Below are 25,706 nucleotides of genomic sequence, written 5' to 3'. Positions count from 1 at the left end.
GCCCATGACAATCCTATCTTGTCGGAACCGGTTCGCGCTGGGCAAAGAATTTCCGCAGTGCGGGATAGACCTCTTTTTTATCTGAGATGGTAACAGCTATAAACTTCTTATCGGTGATTTTATTGTAGGCCGACATCAGCGTGCTGGGCGAGCGGTAATGTCCCTCGCGGATCTCGCCATAGCCAAAGATGTTACAAAGCTCCATCAGCTTGTTGACCAGCTGCACGCAGCGATCATTGTCCCAGGGCAGATTATCGCCGTCAGAGAAGTGGAACGGGTAGATGTTCCAGTCATCAGGATTATAGCGCTCCTTGATGATCTCCAGGGCCAGCTCATAGGCCGATGAAACCTGCGTACCACCGCTTTCGCCTTTATGGAAAAACTCCTCCTCGGTCACCTCTTTTGCCTCGGTATGGTGGCTGATGAAGACGATCTGCACGTTGTTATACTTCGTGCGCAGGAAGCGCACCATCCAGAAGTAGAAGCTCCTGGCGATGTACTTCTCGAATTCGCCCATACTGTTATGACTTAACATGCCATCCACAATATAGTTATGATGTTCCGCAACACCGAAATCGTACACCTGGACGGGTTCCTCGATTCGCTGAATACGTTGTACTTTTGAAACGATGAAGCTGCGTTTCAAGATGGTATCAATATACTCTTTATCCTCTACCGTTGCGGTGCTACTCGAAGCAAGCGTGCGGAGTTGCTGTTGAGAAAGGGTATGGGTCTCCTGACGATAATAGGTATACAAGCGCGTATGCCCGGCAACATGAGCAAAACGCTCACGCCTGTCTTCGTTGAGGATATATTTACTGCGCATTGCATCAATACCTGCTGCCTGTTTCTCAACCAGCACTTTCATTTTGGCTCGTTTCTCTTCACAACCAAAACCGATATGTTCGGCGAAAAGCAAGACATCTTTCGCGTTGATTGAGAGCTTGTAGTAGGTACCTGCACGAATCGTCTGGTCGTCACCCAGACGATTCTCATGCTGCTCAAAATCATGAACCCGCGCACGAATACCCCAGTATGAGAGTAAATGTTTCACCTGCATAATCAGCTGGCGGCTCGCGGAATAGAACATTACTGCGTGGTGAGCGATGCTACCTTCTGCATCAAAAAGCCCACGCAGGAAAGCGGCTCGCACCTCTGGTGCTTCACGATAAATGCTCGCCTCGATATAACGATACCGCGAACGACTGCCCAGCATTGGGTAGTCTGAAAGCAACTTACGGGCCAGAGGGGCACTGTTGAAGTGGATACGCTGGCGACTATTCGGTCCTGGAAGTTGCCTTATAAGACCCTTGACATTGAAAGCCCGTTCAAAAACAGTTTGATACTGCTGAAGCCTGAGCAGGTTTTCATCTGTAATAGTGATGTACGAGCTATTTGGACTCACATAAATGTGACCATCGCCTAGCAATGCTCCCAATATGTAGGCCTGATCTTCGGTCAACTGCACGTTTGGCTGCACTGCTGTGCTGCCCCAGGAATTGATCAGGATAAGTTTATCGCCAATCTGTAATTCACCAGCACGTTTCTCAATGAGAGCGTGTTCCTGTTCATCATAGACGAAGTAGCGATGCTGAGCGGTTGCTCTCAGTGTTGCATCTTCGGTCTCAATAACAAGCGTCTCATTAGCGATTTTTGAGAACGTCTCAACAACGGGCGCGGTCGTTTTTTGCAGCGTTGCCAAATCCAGGCAAGCAACTTCATCACCCTCAATAATCTCGGAAACATCCTTGTAGGAGCCATCGGCCATTTCGATATGGTGTCCGGCTGTGTGACAACCCGACACGTCCATCATCGCTATAACGACAGCATTCGATTGATAGCGTATTGTGGGTTCCCACACTTTGAATCGAAGGTCTTCCGACTTAATATCCTGGAACTTCGCCTCGCCCTTGGCCGCGTTGCGCTTCAGATTCTCCATGATGGTGCGCTTCTTGTCCAGGTTGTTGAGGGGGCCTTTCTTGCGCACATCGGTAAAGCGCACAGCCTCGGTCTGGAGTTCCTGCTGGCGTTTTTGCTCGAGGTTGGGCAGGCCGAGATCCTCGAAGATCATCGCGGCCAGTTCTTCCATCGTGATTTCGGCCTCGTAATAGTCGTAGCCGGCCTCTTTGCCCGCGTCTCCCTTTTTACCCTTGCCGGGGCGTGGCTCCTGTGCTACAACATCACCAACCTTACTTTTTCCATTGCCCTGGCCTGCGTGCTGCTGGCGGCCGGGGTCAAAGCGGAAGCGATACTCATCCAGAGAACGAATGGGCACGCGCACTGTCTTCTTGCCATCCGAGAGAATGATACCTTCTTCACTGACGATATCTTGCAGGTTTTTCTTGATGGCCTCGCGAATCTTCTCTTTATGACGTTCCTGGTCGATCTGACCCTTGCGATGCAGGGACCAGTCATGCTGGGAGACAGACATGGTATTCTCCTTTTTCACCCTCTATGATATCTTGCTGTTAAAGATACCGGGCACCTGCATGCGGTGCCCGGTTCATTCTTCCCTTATCTATTCAGCAAGCTACCGGTATAGCGCAGGATTTCATTCGCACATACATGGCAATACCCATGTTCTGTCATGAGGCGGTTAACGACATCGTTAATCTTGCGCAGCTGCTCCTTGTCGGGCGTGCGCGTTGAGGTCGTGATCTTCACAACGTCGCGCAAGTCGGCGAACAACTTCTTCTCAATCGCCTCCTTCAGGCGCTCATGGCTGGTATATTCAAAGGTCATGCCTTTACGAGCCAGCGACGAGATACGAATGAGAATCTCTTCGCGGAAAGATTTCTTGGCGTTTTCGGTCACTCCGATTTGCTCTTCAATCGAGCGCATCAACTGCTCGTCAGGCTCCATCTCCTCATCGGTAATGGGGTCGCGCAGTTTGGTCTTATTGCAGTAAGCTTCGACGTTATCCAGGTAGTTGTTCAACAGGGTACGAGCCGACTCCTCGTAGGAGTAGACGAATGCCCGCTGGACTTCCTTCTTGGCCATCTCGTCGTATTCTTTACGCGCCTCACTGATGAAGTTCAGGTAGCGTTCGCGCTCTTCGCGTGTGATGCTGGTATGCTGATCGAGTCCATCACGCAACGCGCGTAAGGCATCGATAGGATTGATGCAGGTCGTATTCTGCTTGACCAGCGCATTCGAGAGGCGGTTGATCACATAGCGCGGCGAGATGCCGTCCATGCCCTCGCGTACCGCTTCCTCCTGCAGTTCCTTGATATCCTTCTGCTTGAAGTCCTCGATGTCCTCACCGTCGTAGAGTTTGAGCTTTTTCATCAAACTCATGCCGGCCTTCTTCGATGGCTCCAGTCGTGTCAGGATAGCAAAGATACTGGCAATGCGCAGGGTATAGGGGGCGATATGCACATTCTGTAGCGCGCTCTGCTTGAGTAGCTTCTCGTAGATTTTGACTTCATCCGAGGCGCGCAGGTTGTAGGGGACCTTGGCCAGAATGATGCGGTCTTGCAAGGCTTCGGATTTCTTGTTGCCTACGAAGGCCTGGTATTCATGCTCATTGGTATGGCTCACGACTACTTCGTCGGCATAGATCATGCTGAAGCGCCCGGTCTTGATGTTCTGTTCCTGGCTCAACGTAAGCAGTACATACAGGAACTTCTCATCCGTCTTCAACATTTCCACAAATTCCATAATGCCGCGGTTAGCGATATTGAGCTCACCGTCGAAGCGATAGGCTCGTGGATCGCTTTCGACGCCGACTTCACCAATGGTAGAAAGGTCGATACCACCTACGAGCTCACTGATATCCTGGCTGTTATGCTGTACAAACCCATCGGCAACAAATGAATGTGTGCCAGGCACGAGTAGATCATAGACCGGTTCGATACCCGCCGGGCGTACTTCTCGTACTGTGAGCCAGAGAGAGTTCTGCTTTACCAGATCAGCGAGTAATGTACCTGCCAACTCTGGCTTTTCAGCGAGTACAGTTCTTGCGCGATTATACGAAAGCTGGCGATCACCCGAGAGAATGCGCGCGAGGTAGCCATCGCCACCATGCCCATTCAGCAGGGTTGCTCCGTGAGGTAAGTGATCATAATTGGTCTTTTCACTACGTGTTTCGCGCAGGGGTGACGTTGCTTTGTCACGCAATGAGGGGATCAACTCGACAAGATCAAGTACCTGATCCCCACGTAAAGTGACATTGTAGTAGATCTCACCATCATCCGTATGATTCCATAAGGAACCAACCACCCCGAGATTGAGCAGTAATGCATGTACCTGGCGCGCAAGCTGTCGTGACTTGCTCGTATATTTGAACGTGTTTGATCCTTGCCTGTTGCCCCGAATCGTCGCATCTCCCCAGAAGAGCCCTTCGAGGAACGCCAGGATATCTTCTTTGCTACTGGCAAGGACACTTGCCGGAACCGATTTTGCCTGCGAGCCGCGTGCTATTCCCAACTCGCTCCTTAGCCAGGTACAAAGCGCCTTATTGCTAATCGAGACGTTGTAGTTGTATGTTTCAGCTTTACGATGTGGCACGGCTTCCAGATCGAAGAGCGAGCGTGTCAAATCGATAAACCGGTTGATCAAATCTTGAGAGCTATTGACGAACCATGTCTCGTAGGGAGTTACACTGCCCTCCGCAGTCAACAAGCCTAGCCAGTAAGCAAGATCAGGTGTCATCACCCTCGGTTGACGAGGCAATGGATAGAAGCTTTCTGGTAAGACTGCCCTTTGGCCAAACATCTGGCTACCACGTGCTAGAGCCACATAGTTACCTGTTTGCAATTCGCCGATCTTGCGCCAGGCGATTTCACCTTCCGGTGTTAAGACGAGCAGCGGATGATTAGCCGTCCCGCGAATAGTGTAACCGAGATTCGTCTCTACCTCGTAAATCGGCTGGAATCCACCACAATAGAACTTCGCTGCCTTCTCAGGCCCATTTATGCCCAGGATGGTTGTCTCAAATGGTACAAACTCGTCCTCACGTGGCTTTTGGGGAAGTGAGAGGTATATATCCTCCATCGTTTGTAATCCCTGGTCTGTGAGTACCAGCGTATCACCGGTAACACACTTTGGATCGGACGGCGTGAATGTACCTATTCCCACTCGATATTTTTCACTGAACACCAGGCGTTTCACCGGGACATCTTCAATGCGTCCCCTGTATTGGGTGTCTACCAGGTAACGGCAATGGGGACAGAGGTCTCCTTCAATGTAGAGGCCAAATTCCTTTTCAACATCACCACGTAGTTCGTTTGGAATCAAATGTAGAGGTTCCTCATGCATCGGACAATCTTTAATGGCATAGAGCGCCCCCGCATCTGTGCGGCTATACGCCTCCAATCCACGCTTAATCAGGTAGACAATGGTGGATTTACCGCCGCCGACCGGGCCCATCAGCAGCAGGACGCGTTTACGCACTTCCAGGCGCTGCGCAGCCGAGTGGAAGTACTCGACAATCTGCTGCAAAGGCTTCTCAATGCCAAAAATCTCCTGGCTGAAGAAGTTGTAATGGGGTTCTCCATTGCGGTCCGTCTCAACGCCGGCATCCATAATCATATGATAAATCCGCTCATGGGCGAGACGTGCCACCTCCGGCTTTTTGGTGGCAATCTCAAAGTACTGAGCAAACGTCCCTTCCCACTGTAGACCCCGTTCACGATCCCTGTATTCCTCTAACCGCTTCACCAGGTCCATAGGTCACCCTCTCTGTTCTATGCTGCTAGGCTGATTGCTTATAACTGACTTCAGAAGAAAACGCACTAGGAATTTGAGTACGGATGTTCGCACCATTCGCAGGTTCATCCAGACCTGAAAGAAGAAATGAGTTCAAAAAAGCTGGTTCCCATTTCGACACATCGAAGTAGATAACCAGCCCATGCCTACGTTGTAGAGATTGTGTTCGGTTGTACGATTCAATCCTCATCCAGCCCACCGGCTGGATGCCTCGCTCATCATGCATCGTTCTGATGCTCCTGCAATGCTGCTGTTCGTTTGCTTCAACCCACACCAGCCTACCGGCTGCGTGCCTCGATCATACCGCATCATATCGATGCTCCTACTCTTCTCAATCCACATCCACCGGAAGGATGAATGCTTCGTACATTGCTGGTAATGTTAGCATACCGTACAGATAAGTCTATGTCAAGGGCATCCACTCCTCATACATATCTATACGGACAGCAGGCAGCGCTGGATACAAACTCTTCCCGCCTATTGTAGAGGATAGATGAGGTCAAAAAAATCTGTTGAAAAAGAAGAGGATTTAGGGAAAAACCTGCGCTTCCAGGGGGCTGGCTAATGGCGCCTCAACAAGTGGGAGTTCTACCTCAACTACGGTGCCATGATCCTCAGCAGGGTAGAGATGAAGGTGACCGCCGCAATTCTCAACCCGTTCGCGCATGCCACTCAAACCGAAATGCCCCTCCGGACTGGTGCAAGTCATATCGCCATCCTCCTGCAAACGATACAATGCTTCTGGCAAACCAATGCCGTCATCCTGTATTCGCATGACGATGGAACCATTCTGGCGACTGATATGTAATAAGACGTTACTTGCCTGGGCATGTTTCTCAATATTCGCCAGAGCCTCCTGTCCCATTTTCCAGAGCGTCTCCTCAATAGCCTCAGGCAAGCCCTCAACACCAGGATGCAGGTCATAGGAGACGCGTAATCCAGCCCTTTGCGCCATCTCGCGCGCATAGCGACTGATGGCCCGGCATGCAGGTTCGCGTTCTAAAGCCGGTGAACGCAAATTGGCAATTGAGGCTCTCAATTCGTTCATGCTGTTCCGCACAATCTCCCTGGTCGCCTCCAGTTCGCGGTCGCAGCGTTCAGGATCGCGCTCACGGAGCCGCTGCGCGATCTCCAATTTAACGGATACAAGGGCCAATGCATGACCGAGCGTATCGTGCATCTCACGCGCCAGCCTTGTACGCTCACGCAAGACCGCAAGCTCCTGTTCCTGGGCAGCTGACTCGGCCAGTTGTCGATGCGCTTCCTCCAACTCTCGATTGGCGCAGGAAATCTTTGCCAGCAAATCATTTCGTTCATGCCAACCACCAATCAGGTGCTGCATAAACATACAACTCACTGTCATAGAAAAGAAAGCGAGTCCCAGACCAAAGAGACTGCCAAGATTGTCCCCGGCGAGTGGCCAGCTAAGAAGGCCCTGGAAAGCGCTCAGCGTTATGAAAATGATGCTCACGAACAATAGCAAGCGGGGAGCATTAAATAGCGCAAAAGAAATACCCATTACAATAAAGAAACACCACGAGAAGGCGGCATCAATCGTTGATAAAAGCAGAACTCCTACATATACGCTAAACCAGCAGGCAAAAGCCCGGTGAAATGCCGGAGGCCATTGATCCTGTACCCGGAAAACAAACCGGCTATAAAGGCCGAAAGCGTAGATTACCATTATAAAAAGCGCGAGGGCAATAATTGCAATTCCACGCCAGTCATGCAGATAAGCAGGTTTATTGATAAAAACAGAGTACGTCGCAAAAGTAATAGAGATAGCACTGATAATTACCCACAGTAAGTTAAAACTTTGAAAAAGTCGCTGAAAGCGTTCGTTTGATTTTTCAATGTCTAGCTGCATAATCTACCTTTTTCTCTGTTTTACCGATTGGATATGCCTCATTCTACCATCTCGCCATCTATCCAGGTGATTCACCACACAAAGAGAACGCAGAAAGAGATTATCCATCAGCATAACCTCTTTTCGAGCGAGTGTGAGAGTGCTGAACGACCTATTTGTTCGCTATGACGAAAGTAATGGACGCGCCAAATCCAACACCAAGCGTTCTCGCTGCATTGCCGTTGCGGACGGCGATGCCTACATAGCCCGAACTATCGCCGTAGATGAATGGTAGTCCATCATCGGGACCCTCGGCAAAGAACCTCCTGCGCCTGTCCACTACTTTGCCCGTCTGGAAAATTGCCTGCACCGCTGCTGCATCGAACAGGTCGGGAACAAGGGAAAGTGGCACATTCGCAATCAGGTTGCCGAAGTTATCGACGTGAATAACCCGCGCATCGATCTCTTTGCCAATCCGCGCAGGAGGTGTGATATCGATGCGCTGCAGCCCGGCAGGATCGAGAGAGGGTCCCAATTCACTCAGGGGAATGCCCTGTGCCAGGTATGCTCCCGCTGGCGCAAAGATATCGCGCCCATGAAACGTCGAACTGATATGTGGTAGCTGGTATGCGGCGTTAACAAGCAAGTGGGCAGCGTGAACAGGCTGCTCTTGCAAGACATAGCTAAAAAGTCCATTATCAGGGCCAACAAAGAACCACGTACCGGCATTCACCGCAATCGCGCCCCGCGAACTGCCTACACCAGGATCAATGACACAGACAAATACCGTTCCTGCCGGGAAATAACGGTAGGCAGAAGCCAGTATCCAGGCGGCGGATGGGACATTCTGGGGCGCAATATCATGCGTAATGTCGATGAGATATGCCTGCGGCGTGATACCGGCAATCACACCTTTCATCACCCCCACATCTCCGTCACCCAGACCAAAGTCTGTCATCAATGCAATAACTGGTCGTGCTTCAAAAGGGATGGTCTGATCCAATGTATATCATCGCTCCTCTCTTCATTATCATCATGCAATTTTTGTACACCGTATGCCAGCACATGTCAATGGTACTGTTATCTATTGCCATGGTAGAGATGTGTGCTATACTAGCGTCGATATTAGTCATGTAGGAGTTTTCGTTTGTATAATGCATCCCTAACTATGGCGTCATCTATCTCGATAAAATTGGCTCGTAAAGAGCGGCTTTCTGATGGAGCGTAGCCATGAATATGAATAATGGTGGACCACATATTCTTCTTTTCGAACGAGATCAGCAGCTTGTAGCATTGCTCACCAGTGAATTTCAACTGGCCGGTTACGAGTGCCACGCGGCGCGAACAGCCGTGGAGGTATTTGATGCTATTGCGCGTTATCCTATACGTCTTGTGCTGGTCAATTTAGCTCAGGCAGCCGCCGGCAGACGTGAATTTTGGGTAGCTCTCGATGCTCAGCGGCGCGGAAGAGGCGTGCAGGTATTTACCTTTCGCTGCACAAATATAGCGAGTTATGGCCTGGATGATCCCGATGATCGTTCGCATGCGACGCCGGCCAACCTGGATGTCGATGGCATGCTAGGTGTGATGAACCTTGTTGATACTGTTCGCTCGCGTATTGCAGGCACGACGACGGGTTCGTTTTCGCGAGTTCCGGCTCCGCCCACCGCCAATAACCAGAACTCAGGAGCCATGCCTAAACTCAACCGGCCATCAGAAACGCCGTCCTCAAGATCGGCACATGTACTCAATGCACAGGTCACAATGCCCCTTCCTTCCATGCAATCTGACGCTCTACCGCACTCGCAAGGGTCGTCACCGGTATCTTCCCGCTCACAAATGCCACCTCCTCTTTCATCACCGGCATCGCCCCGGCCAGCTTCATCTCCTTCTTATCCACCTGTACCAGCGGGAAACGGTAATACCGGCAAGCCGGCACCTGGTAACCCCAATGTTACCGACAAGATTCGCGCCGTTATTTATCCTAGTGAACGAGCCTTTTCTCCCTTACCGGAAACAAACCGGTTGCCCCATAATTCACAGTATCTGACAGCTGTTCAAGGCCCCGCCAGCGCTACCGATTACCCTGCACAACAGCAGATAGCTCAAAAACCGGTTGAAAACAATACAGCGCAAGCAGTGGATAGAGAGACACCACCCCAGAAAATCATGAATATGAACGATACGAATTCAGGCCAGGTGATGGCGGTTCAAAACAGACCATCCTCTTCTGATGAGATGGTACTCCCAGAGAGGCAAGAATCGAGTCTAGCCCAACTGTCACGTATGGTGCGAGAGCATAGCGCAACGGTTCAGAATGACGAGTCAGCTACCAGCCCACGAAGAAGCATACCGCCAACGCCAGATCTGGCCCAGATGGAGCAAGAAACCCAGACTATAGCCAGGGATGATACAAATGGGAGGTCAATAGCGCAACAGGTAAGACCATTTGATGATCGTTCATTAAGCGATCTACCCCTGCGCGCATCACCAATTCAGGGCATATCCACTCAGGATGAGCCGGAATATCGGATCGGACAAGCTCCGGCACAACCCGTACTGCAGTCGCAGCAACCGGATGTACAGCTCCGCGCAGCGCCAATCAGTTCTTCCACGACTCCCTTACCCTCTGAAGTGGCCTCCATACGGCAAGAGCAGGCACCCGCGAATAACGCGCATGCTGCTGCGCAAAAAGCAGAGAGAAAAGAAGAAGAGCAGGTGAGAGATACCTCATCTGCTCTTAAGGAAGTGAACGAACTCAATGAGGGCGAAGCCGAGAGGGCAATCGCCAGGACGATTGTTGAACAGGTGCAGTCAACCGATCCTCAAGTGATTCGCCAGCAGGCAGCGCCAGATACAAATGCCACAGCGGATGATATGCTGCTCAACATTGTGCAGAGCCTGCCTCCTATGTCTCCTCTTCCAGCCGCGCCTTCACAGCCACAGACGCCGGTTCTCAGCGGACGCGCAACCCGTTCTCTTGGCAGCGTACTGCTGGAAGGCCATCTTGTCCCGCAACAGCGGCTGGAGGTGGCTCAGAATATCCAACGCATGCTGCGCGGTGTAGATATGAATTACTCGCTAGGAGAAATTCTCCTGATGTTCAAACTACTCACTCCTGACCAACTGCTGGCCGCAAGCCTCATTAGCTATGGTTTGATCTCAACGACACAGATCAGTGCCCTCGGTCGTATTCGCCAGGAATTGCACTCCATTGGCCTGGAGTATGATCTGGAAAGCTTGCTGGTTCTTTTCCGCATTCTTTCACCCGAGCAACTGCGCGAGGTCCGGGCAAGCTGGACAGCGTAACTTCAAGATATAGAAAGGGAGGCTTTACTCTTTAACCCGCTCGATCTTTGCTCCCAGGCTGCGCAGCTTCACATCCAGATTCTCATAGCCGCGCTCGATATGCTCAATGCCATATGCCTGGGATGTGCCGCTGGCGGTAAGTGCAGCCAGAATGTAGGAACAGCCTGCTCGAATATCGGGGATATCCAGTTCGGTACCAACGAGGGGAGTTGGACCACTGATCAGGCAGCTATGCGTATATTGTTTTTCGCGGAAGCGGCAGGGGACTTCGCCTAAACACTTGGTATAGAGGCCAATATGCGCACCCATTCCGCGGAGCGCCGAGGTATAACCGAACCGATCCTCGTAAATCGTCTCATGTACCACAGACATGCCATCGGCCTGCGTCAATAAGACCGTGAATGGCTGCTGCCAATCGGTCATGAATCCGGGATGGACATCGGTTTCTATCGCGATAGGCGGTGGGAGCCGGTCATCGCCTATAAAGCGAATACCTTCATCATCGACTTCAAAATGTAGCTGCATTTTTGAGAGCGTGTTTAAAAACGTGAGCAATGTATCCTGCTGCGCGCCTTCCAGGTACACATCTCCTTTTGTCAAATACGCCGCCACTGCCAGCGATACGGCCTCATTACGGTCGGTCAGCAGCGTATGGCTGGCGCCGTGCAAGCGGTCCACGCCCTCGATCACGATGCGACGATCAACTTTCATTTCGATGATCGCACCCATCTTTTGTAAGAACTTGATCAGGTCGATGATTTCAGGTTCGAGGGCTGCGTTCTGGATCACTGTGACACCTTTCGCCAGCGATGCTGTTATGAGAAAATTCTCCGTCGCCATCACGCTGGGAAATGGAAGTTGGATCACCGCACCTCGCAATCCGCGCGGCACACGCAGGTGATAGCGCCTATCCTTTTCCACAATCTCCGCCCCCATCGATCTTAAACCATTGAGGTGAAAATCGATGGGACGCACCCCGATACGGTCGCCGCCTGGCATAGGAATGTCCGCTTCCCCACAGCGATGCAGCAGCGGTCCTACCGTGATGATCGCCATACGATTTAATCCGCCCACCGCTGTTGAGATAACCGAACTACGAATGGACGGTGTGCAAACGGAGAGTGTGTGATCAACCAGTTCAGCCTGTGTACCTATATTGCGGCAAAGTGATATGGTAAGATCAAGGTCACCAATTAACGGAACATTTCTCAACGTGCAACACTCGTCCGTGAGCAGGGTCGCGATCAGCATTTTCGTGACGGCATTTTTGGCACCGCTGAGTCGAACGCTACCATGGAGCGGTGCGCCACCCTCGATTAGATAGTAAGGACCGTTTTTATCCATTGATTTTGCTATGAATTTCCAGGAGCTTCCCACAACCAGCGAATTGCATTGAAACGAGATGGTGGGGGAATCACATTGCGAGAGCGACGCGATGCCCGGCTTCCGTACCTGGCAACGTTTTCATCATCTCTCGAGTCCAGTAAGTCAAGGAGCGAGTTCACGCTCTGCGCAACACCTTCGACCATTAAATACCCTGATGGTTTGACTGCGTCACCAACCAGGTACAGGCCCTGCATCGAGGTCTCTGCAGTAACATCAGCGCCCTGGGCGACGCGATTCACCGGCCATTCACCGCGATAGGCGCTCATAGTCAGGACACGGCAGTGTTTCTCAAACGTTTCACCGAACATCATACGTAAATCAGCCAGGGCCAGTTCCTTCTCTTCTTCGATAGTATTGCTCTGAATCACCTGGTGAGTAATCAGCAGGTGTTTGCCGGGTGGGGCCAGCGACGGATCACAGTTCGTCGGCTGGACCATACCGGCTATACGCTTTGTATCCAGGCAATACATGATTCCCTTGTGAGGAATCAGCGAAACATCGCTTAGCACATGTACCTTCAAACCCACTGCTTCCGGGAAATCCTCATCGCCGGCAATCTGTTCATGCGCGTCGCCTGCATTAATCCCGGTCGCATTGAACTGAGCTCCGTCGCCTTGTCCGGCGGAGACAAGCTGCTTTTTCAGTACTGCTGCCTGGGTAATCTGCTGATTGGAGAGCAGCGCATGTGTGGCTCGCGGTCCAATGTCGCTGATGACCAGGGGTGCGGTTAGCACATATTCTTCACCGGTGGCCTTGTTACGCACCCGCACGCCGGTGATTTTGTCCTCGTCATGCACTATTTGCAGCACATCATGCCGCAGGCGTACTTCCGCCCCCTGGTCAAGGATATGGCGTTCTAACGCGTTTGTCAGAGCGCCGCAACCGCCCTCTACAATTCCGGGAGCGCCATAACGAAACATATTTTTCGTCGTATTGATAACTTCCGCCGTACTTACCTGGTGTAATTCGAGGCTGAGCGCAAAGCGCGAGATACGCTCAAAGAATGCGGTAAGCTCAGGATTGCGAGAAGTATCGATATGCCGTTCCAACCAGAGATCGAATGGAAGGTTTCGCTCTTGAGGAGGAAGACGCCGGAAAAACATGAGATAGCCCACGCGGGCGAACCAGAAGAACTGGCGCGGACCAAAAACCTTGAAGAGGCCAAGCAGACCTCGTGAGCGAATCTGCTTACCATGCACGTGAAAAGACCCGAAGACATCCGCGTCAAAAAAACGATGCGGAACTCGCAGCCGGCGCAGCATACGCGCCAGCACTCCGCTGCTGCCAAAGGGGATCATGTGTACGGCACCGGTACTCACTTGCGTTCCCTGGAATGTTTTTGCCGTAAAACGTCCCCCACAATGGGGTAGACGCTCTAAAACAACGACACGCTTGCTTCGTTGCAGCAACTGTGCCGCGCTCAATAGTCCACCTAGCCCGCCACCGATAACAATCGCGTCAAATTTCTGTTCCTGCATTATGGAAACATCCGAAAGTAAGAATGGTGTAGGGACAGCGCCTTGTGCCTGCCCTATTGCTCCGCAAAGGACAGGCACAAGGCGCTGTCCCTACACCATTCTTACCTGAAAGAGCATTCTACTTGTTGTCTTCGCCGATCAGACTGCGCAGAAGGCTTGTGCATTCTGCCAGCACGTTGAGGACATTCTGATGAATCTGGAAGACTTTGTTCAACTCACGGGCCTTACGAGCGAGCTTCGTTACATACTCGATATCACGCGGATTGTTCATTACGTCTTCCATTAATTGTAATAACTCAGCCCAGGAGAGTTGCTCGCGGCTGCGCGCCACATCGGCGATGGTGTTATCCATACGCTCGGATACATTGCGCACGCCGTTCCGCAATTGATTCGTCGTCTGTGCGATGTCCATTTCGTGATTGCGCATGGCTTCCTGGGTCGCATTCAACTGCTCTTGCAGAGAGGATACCTGCCCATCCAGGGTCGTGAGGGCCGCGACTAATGGAGCGACATCGGGCAGCGTGGGCTGGGGCAAACTGGTCAGCCGGTTAAAGGTGATGTTGCCAGTGGATGACCGGGCATCAGCCTGCCTGGGAGCAATATCTGATGAGGCCTGTATTGCTGCCGGAGAAGCGGGTGCGGAAGGTGGATTGGCAACACTGGTTGAAGCGACCGGTGCGGGCGCAGGAGGCGGGGATACCGGCTCGGGCGCTGGCGCGGGAGGACTCTCAGGCTGCGGCGCAGGGGGCACCTCAACTCCCCCATTCATGGATCGCGTGCCGAAATCATCGACATTTGTGGCCGTCAACAGATCATCCTCACGCGTGCGGTACGTCATTTCGGCGGCAGCGGCAGAGTTCACCGTGACCGTTGGCATGCTTTCTATATCCACCCCGCTTGACACAGGTCTATATGCATGGAAAACAAGCTCATGCTCTCCGATACCAACGTGATCCCCATCGTGAAGGGTACGTGGAGTCATTTCCTCCAGCTGCTGCCCATTCACAAATGTGCCATTGGCGCTTCGTTCGTCTCGTAACACATATTCGCCATTCTCATAATGAATGGTCGCATGACGACGCGAGGTGAGCTTATCTTTTGAGAGCAGAATATCACTGTTAGGAGCACGTCCAATAATCATCTCGGGCTTATCCAGGCTGTAATCTTGCAATACCTCTCCAGTATCTGACCGCAGAACGAGATGGGCCGGATTTTCAATTTTGTCCATCGTGGCCACAGAAGAGGCTGCATCGGCCCGTAAAGTGGGAGGCTCTATGTTTGTATTCGCCACCGTTTTCAAATCTGCCTCGTTCCAGCCAGGGGACGATGCAGGAGCTGTCCCACCCTGGTTCTGCAGCTGCCATTCATCAGACGCCGGCAGAGTAGCCCCACCTATCGTGTCTGCCTGCTGTACTGAGGGAGTCGAGGGTAGCAGGCGATTGCCACAGTTCAAGCAAAAATTATCCCCAGGCCTTGTATCGGCATTACAATAGGGACACTTATCCATAATCAAATTTCCTCCCTTGTTTGTGAAAGGCGACCCTTGCTTTCACCTCGCCTGAACACCTTGACCGCGGCCCTCATCCTTCATTGAGCCGCGCAGCGCCGGTCGAGAACAAGCAAGTAGCAGGCCGACCACTTTTTCGAGCTACAACAATGATTAAACGTAAACTGCTGCCATTATATCAGAACAGCGAGCAAAGCGTCGAGTCCATTACCGATATTACTATGAGTGCGATTATGGACTTTGACAAATTAACCTGGGTACGAGGCCGATCAAACGATCCTATGAACCGGGTATCCAGGCAACGTTCGGTTGCAACGCATTAAAAAACTTTTGTAAAGAATCCATTGTGCCTCGCGCTAATAGCACAATATTTGTCATATCTCTGGCGCCTGAACACAGCTGGTTGGCTGCTTGCGTCGGGCTTGCCGAAGGCGTAGGAGTTCCCACTTTTGGCGTTGCTCCGGCCTGGGGCGACGCGCTGCTCGTTGGATTACACTGAAACTGCGTATTTTGCGAGTTTAAAGGCGCCTCCGACAAACTGATCGAACTGTGATCCGGCAGGAGATATCCTATGAAAAAATTACCCCCAAAAATTGGATCGTGTATTGTTGCCTGGGCGCTCACCAGGCAGCTGCCACCGGGCAATGTAGCCGGCAAATAGAGCGTGAAACCAAGATATGGCTCGACCTGCGACCAATTACTGATCGTCCTCGGCCCGCTGGCTGTCGGAGATGGAGTCGCAGTGGTGGTTGGTGTGCTTCCACTACCCGCTGTAGCCGTCGCGCCGGGTGTCGTTGCTCCCGTTGCTGTGGCTGTCGGAGTGGTCGCGGCCCCCTCGTCGCGGAAGACCATCGATGGCTTGCTGCACCAGTGCAGTTTTGCCAGTGGCAGTTCTGATGCCGCCGGAGTCGCTGTTACTCCCGTAGCATTTGTATTGCCAAATAATCCCGTACAGGATACTAGAAAGGTGCTCGACAGCATCAAAGCAAGTGCTGCAAAAAGCCAGGCGCATCTTCCGACTGCAGCCGGGAAACCGCCTCTATGGATCGCTACAGGCATAAACCGGGGTACAATCATCTAAAAACTCCTCAACTCATAAACCAGTAATCCTGTAGGGGCAGCGGCTTGTCCCTGTCCCGCTCGAGGGAAACGACGACAGGCACCAGGCGCTGTCCCCACAGGATTGGTAGCCATCCTACGGATAGCCCTTTTGGTCTAGTATATAGTAAAAGTGGAGGGAATCATGTGAGGCACTTCACACCACGAACACCCTAAAAAAGGACTTTACAGCGTTTTGATTTAGTGCTACTATTACCCTCTGCTACCTTAAAAAATTGTGATTGCTCACTTGTTCTATTCTGTTTTCTTGTCCGTTCAAATATAGGAACCCTACATGTAAAAACGCACGATCTTGCTAATCGATACACCTATTTTGCTCATGAGGTACCAACGTTTGTGAATGCAAAGCAAATCTGGCAAACAACTATAGAGAGGCTACAAACAAAGGTTCAACCAGCCGTTTTCACGACCTGGTTTCAGGGCACTTCAGCCCTTTCCTTCCAGGACGGCATTTTCGTTGTTGGCGTCCCCACTACTTTTGCCAAGGCACACCTCGAGGGCCGCTTCCTCGACTTGATTCGCTCTATCTTGACCGAGGTCAGCGGCACATCTGTAGAAGTCCGCTTTGTCGTCGCCAAAGAGACCAAAGAGACCTATGAATACCGTCATGATGCAATAGAGAACACGAAACCTATCCATAAACGCAGCTATCGCCTACCCAGGAATCGCCTGACCCATTTGCAGCAGGAGAAAGAGCGGCTCGACTCCAGGCTCTCTCTTACTCCCAATACACCGCAGGCCAATGCGATAGACGCGCAGACCTCTACAGCTCCCGCTGCTCCTCGTCCAGTAGCCCATCGCAGCACAACCGGCAACGGGACGGAGATGAACGAACACCCCAAAAACATGCAGCCCGGGCTTCTCCCCCTGGGAGGCGACGGACTACTGAATCCGCGTTATACCTTCAGTACGTTTATCATGGGCAAATCGAATCAGTTAGCGCATGCCGCCTCGCTCGCCGTAGCCGAGAACCCCGGCAGCATCTACAACCCGCTTTTCTTCTATGGCGGGGTTGGCCTGGGTAAGACCCACCTGCTACACGCCATCGGGCACGTCGGCGAAGCAGCTGGATTGAACGTCTTATACGTCACATCAGAAAAATTCACCAACGAAATCATCAACGCCATCCGTTACCAGCAAACCGAAGACTTTCGCGCCAAATACCGCCAGATCGATATCCTGCTCGTCGATGACATTCAATTCATTGCGGGCAAAGAATCCACCGAGGAAGAGTTCTTTCATACCTTCAACACGCTGCATGATGCCAATAAGCAGATCGTCATTACCAGTGATCGCCCGCCCAAAGCCATTTACAGCTTACAAGACCGCCTGCGCTCGCGTTTCGAATGGGGACTGCTCGCCGACATCCAGCCTCCCGAATACGAGCACCGCCTGGCTATCTTGCGTTCCAAAGCCGAATCGCTACGTTTCGCCATCCCCGCCTCGGTCATCGAATTTATCGCTCGCCCCGAATGCAGCAGCGTGCGCGAACTCGAAGGCGCCCTCAATCGCGTCATCGCCTACGCCACCCTGCACGATGTAGCCCTCTCCGTCAGCGTAGCTGCTCAGGCGCTTGAAAACATCTATAGCGAAAGCAAAACCCACTCCAATCTCTCTATCACTGAGATACTTGAAGGCGTCTGCCGCTACTATAACCTCGACGTTGAACGAATGCGCGGCAAGGGGCGCGAACGCGAGGTCGCCTGGCCGCGCCAGGTAATCATGTACCTGATGCGCGAAGAAACCGACGCCTCTCTACAGCAGATCGGCGCCGCTCTTGGTGGGCGCGATCACACTACCATCATGCACGGCTGGGAGAAAGTACGCGATGAAATCAGCACCAACGATCGCGTTCGACGCGAGATCGCTGCCGTGCTCGAATCGCTGGAGAAGAAGGGGTAAGACCGAATCATCTTGGTGCAATAGGCCGGTGCGCCTCCTGCAAATGGTGGGCCATCGCCTCGTGATAATCTACATCGCTCCCTGCCGGATCGGTATGAATCGTCACCTCTGAAACGCCCTTAATCCCATGGAAGAGTCGGTGCCGCACCTCCTCAGCAATCGCATGTGCCTTCGCCAGCGTCAATTCGGCATCCACCTCGATATTCATCACCACGTGCAGCGTATGGCCCACCCACCGCGCGCGCACATCCGTCACCCCCTCAACACCCTCTACCGTCCTTGCCGTCTCAATGATCGAGGGCACAATATGCGGATCGACCGCGTCAAGCAGCCGTTGCAGCACGCTGCGCGAGGTGGAATATACAACCGTAATGATGACCACCGTGATAATCAGGCCGGCAATCGGATCGGCCAGCGGAAAGCCCAGTTTTACTCCCACCAGGCCCAGAAACGCCGCCAGCGAGGTCAGGCCATCAATGCGCGAATGCTGCCCATCCGCCACCAATGGCACACTATTGATACGCTTTCCTACTGCGATCTTGTACTGCGCCAGCAACTCATTCCCCGCCACGCCCACCAGCGCCGCCGCCATGCTCCAATAGATCTGTGTAGGCACATTCCCATTCGTCAGCTTCAAAATCGACTCCACCGCCCCCGCCACCGCACTGCCGATAATCACGAGCACAATAAAAATACCCGCCAGGTCCTCGGAACGATAATAGCCATAGGTGTAGCGCTGGTTGGCAGCGCGGTTGGAGATCACGAAAGCGATCCACAGCGCAACCGTCGTGAAAACATCTCCAAGATTATGCAGTGCGTCCGCAAACAAACCCGCGCTTCCCCCGATACCGGCGATGGCAAATTGAATAGCCGCAACAACAAACATCCCCGCAGTCGAAATTTGTACCGCTCGCAGCCCGGCCTGATTTCCATAGAGGTCCGCATCTACGCTCCCATGCTCGTGCCCATGTCCATGCCCTTTTCCATGCGCATGCTCTTCATGCTCATCGTGTACATGTTCATGCCCATGAAGAGCATGAGCATGTTTGTGTTCAGCATTATGGTCATGATCGTTGTACACGGCATCCTCATGCATAATCCTGCCCCTCCTTTACCGGCTCTGTCTGCTTGCAACATTTCCACTGCTCATACGTCTAACTAATAGATACGATACCTGTTTTTATGGAGAATTTCCAGGCTTTTTCGTCTTTATGTACGTATAAACCTGAATGGCGATCCTTGTAGCCGCCGAAACCGATGGATAAAACCTTTATCGACTATTACGCCGTGCTAGGCGTCGATTCCCACGCCTCCGAAGGCGCAATCAAAACCGCTTTTAAGAAGCTGGCTTTGCAATATCATCCCGATGTCTACAAAGGCGCGGATGCCGAAGAGCGCATGCGCCTGCTTTTGCTTGCCTATCAAACCTTGAGCGACCCCGCTGCACGCAGAACTTATGACGCTCAACGCTCCAATCACCTGCTTGATAGCTCCTCTGGTTTGCACACCGCCGCAACGCAGCACGGCTATTATACGGGTTTTTCAGCAGAAACCACATCAACGACTTCCGCGCAGCATAGGGCCAGGACCTCTTCAGGGCAAGGCAGGCCGCGCCACTTCGCCTTTCCAGACTTGAGCGAGCCACTTCCTTCGACCATTTTTATCGACCTGGATGATATAAACTACAGCCTTTCACCAGCAGAGGCCTCCACATTGCGGCAAACTGGCCTGCTGCGCGGCGATGAGAAGAAAAGTACGAACCGGACAACCAACTACTGTCATCGCTGCCATTACCGGTGGATGGCCACCTCCCCAGCCAATCGCGCGACCAATGATGATGCCGCCTGTCCATCATGTAAGGCCGGCGATTGGAGCGAATACCTGCTTTTACGCTGCACCCATTGTTCGGCCGTCTTCGAGAGCGAAGAAATACATGACAAAATCATCGGCCAGGGCAGACCCTACCAGCCCTACGAACTCTTCCCGCTCTGCCCAAATTGCAGGAGATCGCAATGGTGCCCAGCCGAAAATACGCGTGTGGACACACTGCGCGCCGCTGCCGCGCGTCGCGCTGCCATTCTGTGGATCAGTGTGTTTGTAGTAATCGTGCTAATTCTTGGTGTCTTCGTTTTGACGCTGAGATAAGCAAGAGAGGGTAGCCTGAGCGGTGGAGGACGAACCGTCTCCACCGCTCAGGCTACCCTCTCCTTACATGTATATGCTACGAATTGCTCGCATTATCCACTTTCGTCACAGCGCCTACCGTGCCATTGAACGTCACCTGGACTTTTACGCTCACCCCTTTGGCGATGGACTGTGGGTTGCCGTTGAAATCGCTCAGGTCCGCATTCGCGCCGATGGTATAGCTGAAGCTCTTATTGCCCACCGCGAAATGAATCACATGGTCGGAACCAACCGCGCTGGTTGTAACACCCTGGAAATCCACCACATTCTGATTCGTGGTATCTCCACTATCGGTTGGCGACAGTTTCGAAGCCAGGAAGCTGCCATTCGCATTGGCCGTCGCCTCGACCTGAATAAGCTGACCATTGGTAATCCGCTGGCCGTTGAAATCCGACTCATCGGTCTGCCCATTCACAATACTCGCCGTCAAGGACGAGCCATCTGGCAGGCTCACCGTAATGCTGCTGCCACTCACGCTCAGCACCTTGCCGGTAAAATTGATACTGCCGGGCTCATTCGTCTCGGGCGTCTGATTCGTACCAGGAGTCTCTCCAGCTTCGGGTGTGCCCTCTTCCATCGGTTGAGTGCCCGTAACAATCTCATATGAGCCGTCGCTGTTCTGCGTCACCTGGATCGTGTACGGCTTGCCTACCTGACCCTGCAACAAGGACACTTCCTGATCGGTAAGGCCATTGATCGTCTTCTGCTGCCCATTGATCTCCAGCGTCACGCTATGATTCTGAGGATTCACAGACACCACCGAACCTGACAGACTTAAATTGCCGTTGCCTCCATTTGTACTCACCCCCGCACACGCGCTAAATAGCGCCATAAGAGCAACAATTGCTACACCTGCTACAAATCGCTTGATACCATTAACTTTCATCTGCTTTCTCCTTTTTTCGTTTAGTAATTTTTCCTTCGTCATTATTGAGCTAGACTATTGAAATTTTTGTGAGGCATCATGCCTTTCAAAACATTTTCTATGGATTCATTCTCATGTACGAACTATACGCTCATTTCTGGTGGACGCGCTATGCCTTATGGCACAGCCGGATTGTGAATTCCCTCATGTTTTCTGTGATATAATCATCTCCTAATGGGCTATAGCATAGTAGGAGCAGACAAAGCATGGTCAACACATTCATTCTGCCAGCCGGTATTTATCCCCCCTTGCCCACATTCTTTGACACCCAGGAAGAACTCGATCTTGCCACATTCCGCCGGCATATCCAGAATCTCGCGCAAACCGGCATCGCCGGCTATGTCGTCATGGGTTCCAACGGGGAAGCGCCTCATCTCACACCTGATGAACGAACGCAACTGATCGAAACGGCGCGAGCCACAGCCGACGAAACCATACCTATCCTGGCAGGCTGCGGAGAACAATCGACACGCACTACTATCGCCTACTGTCACCTGGCGGCACGAGCCGGAGCCAACATCGCGCTCGTCCTACCGCCTTTCTATTTCAAAAGCCACATGGATTCCCAGGCCCTGCTCGCTCACTATCGCACTGTTGCCGATGCCAGCCCACTGCCCATTGTCATCTATAACATGCCCGCCAATACCGCGGGCATCGACCTGGATGCCGCCCTCGTCAGCACGCTAGCCGAACACCCCAACATCGCCGGTATCAAAGATAGCGCGGGAAACATAGCCAAACTGGCGCAAATCGTCGCTCAGGCCCCGGCTCACTTCCGCGTCTTTGCCGGCAGCGCAGGCTATCTCCTGCCGGCCCTGACCGTTGGAGCGATTGGAGCCGTCGCCGCGCTTGCCAACATCTTTCCTCGCGAAGTCTGCCAGGTACAGGCGCTCTTCAATGCCGGCAAGCTCGCAGAAGCCCGGCGCTTGCAGGCGCGCCTCGTACCCGCCAATACCGCCGTCACCGCCACCTATAACGTACCCGGGCTCAAGGCCGCGCTCGAACTTACCGCCGGCTATGGTGGCCGTCCTCGTTCTCCCCTGCAACCATTAACACAGCCCGAACGCGATCGGCTGGCGCAAATACTGCTTGGAGCGCGATAATGCACTTGAAGAATTTAATCCGCGGCGGAGCCGTAGGGGCCGATGAATCGTGCCTGCTGCCGATTCATCGGCCCCTGCCGGGATTCCTGATTATTTTGTCAAACTCCACAATCATGCCTTTAGATCGTCACCGTGAAATTCAGCCGTTGCGCCAGTTGCTCATCCACACACGAGGTTGAACTTGCCCAGTAGACCTCAACGGAAGCCGGCCCGGCACTGCCGTAAATCGCGTAAGAATAACTGTTATGGGTATACTGACTTACCGCAAACTGGTAGTTTGTCACCTGCCTGCCATTCAGGTACCATAATAAGCACACGGCCCCACCATGTACAGGAGGGTGCAACTGAAACGTAACGTAGATCCTCGTGTTGATTGCAAAGGTAGTGGAAAGTTGTGTAGGCAGTTCAGTCTTTGCATCTATCGCGCTCGCCATTTGCGCATGATCAATATATTGTTGCCCAGGAAAAGGAATAGCCGTCGGCGTGGGAGTATTCGTAGGCGAAGGGGAAGGAGATGCTGGCGTGGGAGAAACGAGCATGCTTTGAGTATTCAGACTTCCTGTACTGGCATTCGGACTGCCTCCAGAGCCTGACATTCCGAGGAAGTAAACGAAGATCAGTAGCAAGCCTCCGGTGATCACACACAGCGCAGCTACACTAAAACCCAGTCGGGTATTGCTCTTTCTATTGATACGTCGCACCGGCCCGGTTTGCGCCCTGCTAATTCCGACTATTGGCCCGGATACCTCTGGATGCCCATTCTCATACGGGGCAAATACCGGCTGCGGTTTCGAATTTGAACCTATTGCAGCTCCACATCTTGGACAATTCGTCATCGTTCGTAACGGTGAGAGTGGCCATCCGCAATTCGTGCATCTCATGGTTCGATCCTCCATGTCATCTGTAACGTACAAAGGTGTTGCCGGTAAGTAAGCAACCAAAATGGGTTAGCCGGTACGCCTTGACAGAAAAGCGCACCTCAACTACAATTAAGCCAATAGAAGATTATGAATTGCATCTAGATGCAGCGAAGCAATGGCATTGAGCAACGGCATTCAATTTCATCCACCCGCTTCGTCATGTGGAATATGGGGCAAGGGAAAAAAGGGTGATACACTACAGCGCAGAGCAACAGGTCGAACATATACTCAACCAGCATACGGGCAGGTTACGTGCCGCTTTACAGCAAGCCTCCGGCGCGCATTCCGGCCCTGAAGAAGGTAGCGACGCCTCCTTACTCCTCAATGCCCTCATCAGCAGCGACAACCCTGACTTTATCGCGCGTTTTGAACAATCCGGTCGCGCCCTCGCCGAACAGGGCGGCAAACTGGAAACGCGCCTGCAGGGTCTGCAATTATACGTCTCTGCCCTCTTTCAGGCCATCCAGGAAATTTTCACAACAGAAGCATCCGATGCCCACCTGTTGCCCGAAGCCCTGGCACACCTGCACCAGGTCCAATCGCTCTCTATTCTTGCTCTCACGCGCGGTTATCAATCCTTCACCGATACATTGACCACCGAGCATAAGCGCCTGCAGCTCCACACGCAGCGTCGTCTCCATGCCATCCAGCGCATCAACAGTGTCAGCAATTCCACAACTGATCTCGATCAGACGCTTGAGACCATTGCCAGGATTGTTGCTGATGAGTTGGACGCCGACCTCTGCTCGATTTTTTTCTACGATGAGATGCAGCGTATCCTCACCCTCCATGCCACCAACGGCCCTCGTCCCCTCGGCGGTCTGCATTTCTTGCTGCGCCTGGGCGAGGGATACAGCGGTCGAGTAGCGGAGAAAGGCCATCCCTTGCTCGTGCGTGACGCCATTGCCGACCAGCATTTTGCCTCGGAAGCGCGAGCCTATGGCCCCGAATATCGCGGCCTCATCGTCTTGCCCATCATCTTTTTCGGCAATGTCGAGCGGCTCATCGGTGTCATCAGCGTCCAGACCCTCGAACCTCGCGACTTCACCTCCGAGGAAATGGACTTCATCGAAGTGGTTGCCGGTATCATTGCCATCAATACCGAAAATGGACGGCTCTATGAACAAACCGATGAACAACTCAGGCGCAAGGTACATGAACTTTCTACCATTCATCGCGTGACCTCGGTCATCGCCTCCACTCTCGAACTGGATCGCGTCCTCCAGATCATTACCACGCAGGCCGTTCAACTGAGCGGAGCGGAACGTTCCTGTATCTTTGAACTGGACACGCAAAAGCAACACCTGCAGGTGCTGGCCCACTATGGCTTCAACAATTCAGATGTACGAGACATTCGCGTGCCCGTCGGCCATTGCTGCGCCGGCAGAGCAGTACAGACAAAACAGCCCAGCATGCGCGTCGATTGCTTTCAGAACGATGAGCAATGTTTTCTCCGTCATGACCCATTTGTGTCAGCCGATATTCACTCTGTTTTGTGCGTACCGCTGCAAGCAAAAGGCACGGTTCTGGGCTGTATTTGCGTCTATAGCAGCCATCGTCATCTCCTGAGCCAGGAGCAACAGCAGCTTGTCATCACCTTTGCTAATGAAGCAGCTATCGCCATCGACAATGCGCGCCTGTATGAAGAGACACGCCGCGGCCTTGAGCTGAAGTCAGCCTTGCTGCGGGAACTGCATCACCGTGTCAAGAACAATCTTGCCAATGTAGCCGGACTGCTCTCCCTACAGAGGCGTCGCACAAAATCACCAGAGGTGCGCACTATCCTGGCCGAAAGCGTCAACCGTATTCAAGGATTGGCGGCAACGCATGACCTGCTTTCTCATGAAGAGGTCAGCGAAGCGCGGGTGGATGATATCGCCCGTAAAATCGTCGGCGTCGCCAATGCCAATCTCCGTCCACCCGAAACACACATTTCATTCCAGGTGGAACCCTGTCCTATCGTCATTCCTTCACGCGCGGTGGTCATTCTCGCCCTGGTTTTGAATGAAATGGTTTCCAATGCTATTAAACACGGCATGCAGGGCATGAAAGAAGGAACTATCCTCATTCGCGGTCGTGAAGAAGGTGGCTGGATCAGCGTCGAAGTAATCGATAACGGCAACAAGCCATTTGAACCGCCCGAAGAAGAAAACGGTGAAAGTCTTGGCGTGTCACTGATTCGCAATCTCATTGGCGACCTGGGTGGTCAGTTTCATTTGAGTCGTACCGGGGAAACGCCTGCACGCACCAGGGCAGAAGTATCTTTCCCACATGCACCACTCATACGGCGATCATAAACGTTGTGGAAACAAAAGTAG

At 52.6% G+C, this 25,706-nt stretch carries 17 protein-coding genes; 5 read left to right on the top strand and 12 right to left on the bottom strand.

Going from position 1 to position 25,706, the window contains the following annotated elements; translation table 11 throughout:
• Positions 1 to 13: 13 nt before the first annotated feature.
• The 5 genes from VFA09_12180 to VFA09_12160 all read right to left on the bottom strand — a co-directional run bounded on the left by VFA09_12180 (position 14) and on the right by VFA09_12160 (position 8,558).
• Positions 14 to 2,431, bottom strand: coding sequence for a DUF444 family protein (locus VFA09_12180; GenBank protein ID HZU68026.1), 2,418 nt, complete (start codon positions 2,429 to 2,431; stop codon positions 14 to 16).
• Between the two features lie 83 nt (positions 2,432 to 2,514).
• Positions 2,515 to 5,670 carry an LAGLIDADG family homing endonuclease gene (locus VFA09_12175; GenBank protein ID HZU68025.1) on the bottom strand — a complete coding sequence of 1,052 codons (3,156 nt, stop codon included), beginning with the start codon at positions 5,668 to 5,670 and terminating at the stop codon, positions 2,515 to 2,517.
• Between the two features lie 225 nt (positions 5,671 to 5,895).
• Positions 5,896 to 6,021 carry a hypothetical protein gene (locus tag VFA09_12170; GenBank protein HZU68024.1) on the bottom strand — a complete coding sequence of 42 codons (126 nt, stop codon included), beginning with the start codon at positions 6,019 to 6,021 and terminating at the stop codon, positions 5,896 to 5,898.
• 217 nt (positions 6,022 to 6,238) lie between these two features.
• A complete protein-coding gene (locus VFA09_12165; GenBank protein HZU68023.1) occupies positions 6,239 to 7,576 on the bottom strand; it encodes a sensor histidine kinase in 1,338 nt (445 codons plus the stop codon).
• Between the two features lie 151 nt (positions 7,577 to 7,727).
• Positions 7,728 to 8,558: an SAM-dependent chlorinase/fluorinase gene (locus VFA09_12160; protein HZU68022.1), complete on the bottom strand. Its 831-nt coding sequence runs from the start codon at positions 8,556 to 8,558 to the stop codon at positions 7,728 to 7,730.
• Between the two features lie 227 nt (positions 8,559 to 8,785).
• Here VFA09_12160 and VFA09_12155 point away from each other — a divergent pair, with 227 nt between their 5' ends.
• The gene (locus VFA09_12155) at positions 8,786 to 10,864 is read left to right on the top strand and encodes a hypothetical protein (protein HZU68021.1); all 2,079 of its coding nucleotides are present in this window, start codon (positions 8,786 to 8,788) and stop codon (positions 10,862 to 10,864) included.
• Positions 10,865 to 10,888: 24 nt separating this feature from the next.
• Here the strand turns inward: VFA09_12155 and murA are convergent, their stop codons facing one another.
• The 4 genes from murA to VFA09_12135 form a co-directional block, all read right to left on the bottom strand.
• Positions 10,889 to 12,208 carry a UDP-N-acetylglucosamine 1-carboxyvinyltransferase gene (gene murA / locus VFA09_12150; GenBank protein ID HZU68020.1) on the bottom strand — a complete coding sequence of 440 codons (1,320 nt, stop codon included), beginning with the start codon at positions 12,206 to 12,208 and terminating at the stop codon, positions 10,889 to 10,891.
• Between the two features lie 8 nt (positions 12,209 to 12,216).
• Positions 12,217 to 13,728 carry an FAD-dependent oxidoreductase gene (locus tag VFA09_12145; protein ID HZU68019.1) on the bottom strand — a complete coding sequence of 504 codons (1,512 nt, stop codon included), beginning with the start codon at positions 13,726 to 13,728 and terminating at the stop codon, positions 12,217 to 12,219.
• A 118-nt stretch (positions 13,729 to 13,846) separates the two neighbouring features.
• The gene (locus VFA09_12140; protein ID HZU68018.1) at positions 13,847 to 15,235 is read right to left on the bottom strand and encodes an FHA domain-containing protein; all 1,389 of its coding nucleotides are present in this window, start codon (positions 15,233 to 15,235) and stop codon (positions 13,847 to 13,849) included.
• Positions 15,236 to 15,514: 279 nt separating this feature from the next.
• Positions 15,515 to 16,312: a hypothetical protein gene (locus tag VFA09_12135; protein HZU68017.1), complete on the bottom strand. Its 798-nt coding sequence runs from the start codon at positions 16,310 to 16,312 to the stop codon at positions 15,515 to 15,517.
• Between the two features lie 378 nt (positions 16,313 to 16,690).
• On the opposite strand from VFA09_12135, the gene dnaA reads away from it, so the two are divergent.
• The gene (gene dnaA / locus VFA09_12130) at positions 16,691 to 18,256 is read left to right on the top strand and encodes a chromosomal replication initiator protein DnaA (GenBank protein ID HZU68016.1); all 1,566 of its coding nucleotides are present in this window, start codon (positions 16,691 to 16,693) and stop codon (positions 18,254 to 18,256) included.
• 7 nt (positions 18,257 to 18,263) lie between these two features.
• Here dnaA and VFA09_12125 read toward each other — a convergent pair whose 3' ends face one another.
• Positions 18,264 to 19,352: a cation diffusion facilitator family transporter gene (locus VFA09_12125; GenBank protein ID HZU68015.1), complete on the bottom strand. Its 1,089-nt coding sequence runs from the start codon at positions 19,350 to 19,352 to the stop codon at positions 18,264 to 18,266.
• A gap of 161 nt (positions 19,353 to 19,513) precedes the next feature.
• Between VFA09_12125 and VFA09_12120 the strand changes: the two genes are divergently transcribed.
• On the top strand, positions 19,514 to 20,401 hold the full coding sequence (locus VFA09_12120; protein ID HZU68014.1) for a J domain-containing protein: 888 nt from the start codon (positions 19,514 to 19,516) through the stop codon (positions 20,399 to 20,401).
• 76 nt (positions 20,402 to 20,477) lie between these two features.
• Here VFA09_12120 and VFA09_12115 read toward each other — a convergent pair whose 3' ends face one another.
• Positions 20,478 to 21,326, bottom strand: coding sequence for a DUF5666 domain-containing protein (locus tag VFA09_12115; protein ID HZU68013.1), 849 nt, complete (start codon positions 21,324 to 21,326; stop codon positions 20,478 to 20,480).
• Positions 21,327 to 21,571: 245 nt separating this feature from the next.
• On the opposite strand from VFA09_12115, the gene VFA09_12110 reads away from it, so the two are divergent.
• Positions 21,572 to 22,468, top strand: coding sequence for a dihydrodipicolinate synthase family protein (locus VFA09_12110; GenBank protein ID HZU68012.1), 897 nt, complete (start codon positions 21,572 to 21,574; stop codon positions 22,466 to 22,468).
• Between the two features lie 119 nt (positions 22,469 to 22,587).
• Here the strand turns inward: VFA09_12110 and VFA09_12105 are convergent, their stop codons facing one another.
• Positions 22,588 to 23,349, bottom strand: coding sequence for a hypothetical protein (locus tag VFA09_12105; protein HZU68011.1), 762 nt, complete (start codon positions 23,347 to 23,349; stop codon positions 22,588 to 22,590).
• Between the two features lie 227 nt (positions 23,350 to 23,576).
• Here VFA09_12105 and VFA09_12100 point away from each other — a divergent pair, with 227 nt between their 5' ends.
• A complete protein-coding gene (locus VFA09_12100; GenBank protein ID HZU68010.1) occupies positions 23,577 to 25,685 on the top strand; it encodes a GAF domain-containing protein in 2,109 nt (702 codons plus the stop codon).
• Positions 25,686 to 25,706: the final 21 nt, after the last annotated feature.

This window comes from Ktedonobacteraceae bacterium (assembly GCA_035653615.1).
Lineage (GTDB): Bacteria > Chloroflexota > Ktedonobacteria > Ktedonobacterales > Ktedonobacteraceae > DASRBN01.
Note: the sequence above shows the minus strand (reverse complement) of the source record. Positions and strands in the feature narration are given on the sequence as shown.

What these genes read in the sequence shown, in the direction of transcription:
- VFA09_12105 (HZU68011.1), bottom strand. Translation starts at nt 23,349, where the DNA reads ATGAGATGCACGAATTGCGGATGGCCACTCTCACCGTTACGAACGATG.
- VFA09_12135 (HZU68017.1), bottom strand. Translation starts at nt 16,312, where the DNA reads ATGATTGTACCCCGGTTTATGCCTGTAGCGATCCATAGAGGCGGTTTC.
- VFA09_12175 (HZU68025.1), bottom strand. Translation starts at nt 5,670, where the DNA reads ATGGACCTGGTGAAGCGGTTAGAGGAATACAGGGATCGTGAACGGGGT.
- VFA09_12140 (HZU68018.1), bottom strand. Translation starts at nt 15,235, where the DNA reads ATGGATAAGTGTCCCTATTGTAATGCCGATACAAGGCCTGGGGATAAT.
- VFA09_12120 (HZU68014.1), top strand. Translation starts at nt 19,514, where the DNA reads ATGGATAAAACCTTTATCGACTATTACGCCGTGCTAGGCGTCGATTCC.
- VFA09_12110 (HZU68012.1), top strand. Translation starts at nt 21,572, where the DNA reads ATGGTCAACACATTCATTCTGCCAGCCGGTATTTATCCCCCCTTGCCC.
- VFA09_12145 (HZU68019.1), bottom strand. Translation starts at nt 13,728, where the DNA reads ATGCAGGAACAGAAATTTGACGCGATTGTTATCGGTGGCGGGCTAGGT.
- VFA09_12170 (HZU68024.1), bottom strand. Translation starts at nt 6,021, where the DNA reads ATGATGCGGTATGATCGAGGCACGCAGCCGGTAGGCTGGTGTGGGTTG.
- VFA09_12115 (HZU68013.1), bottom strand. Translation starts at nt 21,326, where the DNA reads ATGAAAGTTAATGGTATCAAGCGATTTGTAGCAGGTGTAGCAATTGTT.
- VFA09_12165 (HZU68023.1), bottom strand. Translation starts at nt 7,576, where the DNA reads ATGCAGCTAGACATTGAAAAATCAAACGAACGCTTTCAGCGACTTTTT.
- VFA09_12125 (HZU68015.1), bottom strand. Translation starts at nt 19,352, where the DNA reads ATGCATGAGGATGCCGTGTACAACGATCATGACCATAATGCTGAACAC.
- murA (HZU68020.1), bottom strand. Translation starts at nt 12,208, where the DNA reads ATGGATAAAAACGGTCCTTACTATCTAATCGAGGGTGGCGCACCGCTC.
- VFA09_12155 (HZU68021.1), top strand. Translation starts at nt 8,786, where the DNA reads ATGAATATGAATAATGGTGGACCACATATTCTTCTTTTCGAACGAGAT.
- VFA09_12180 (HZU68026.1), bottom strand. Translation starts at nt 2,431, where the DNA reads ATGTCTGTCTCCCAGCATGACTGGTCCCTGCATCGCAAGGGTCAGATC.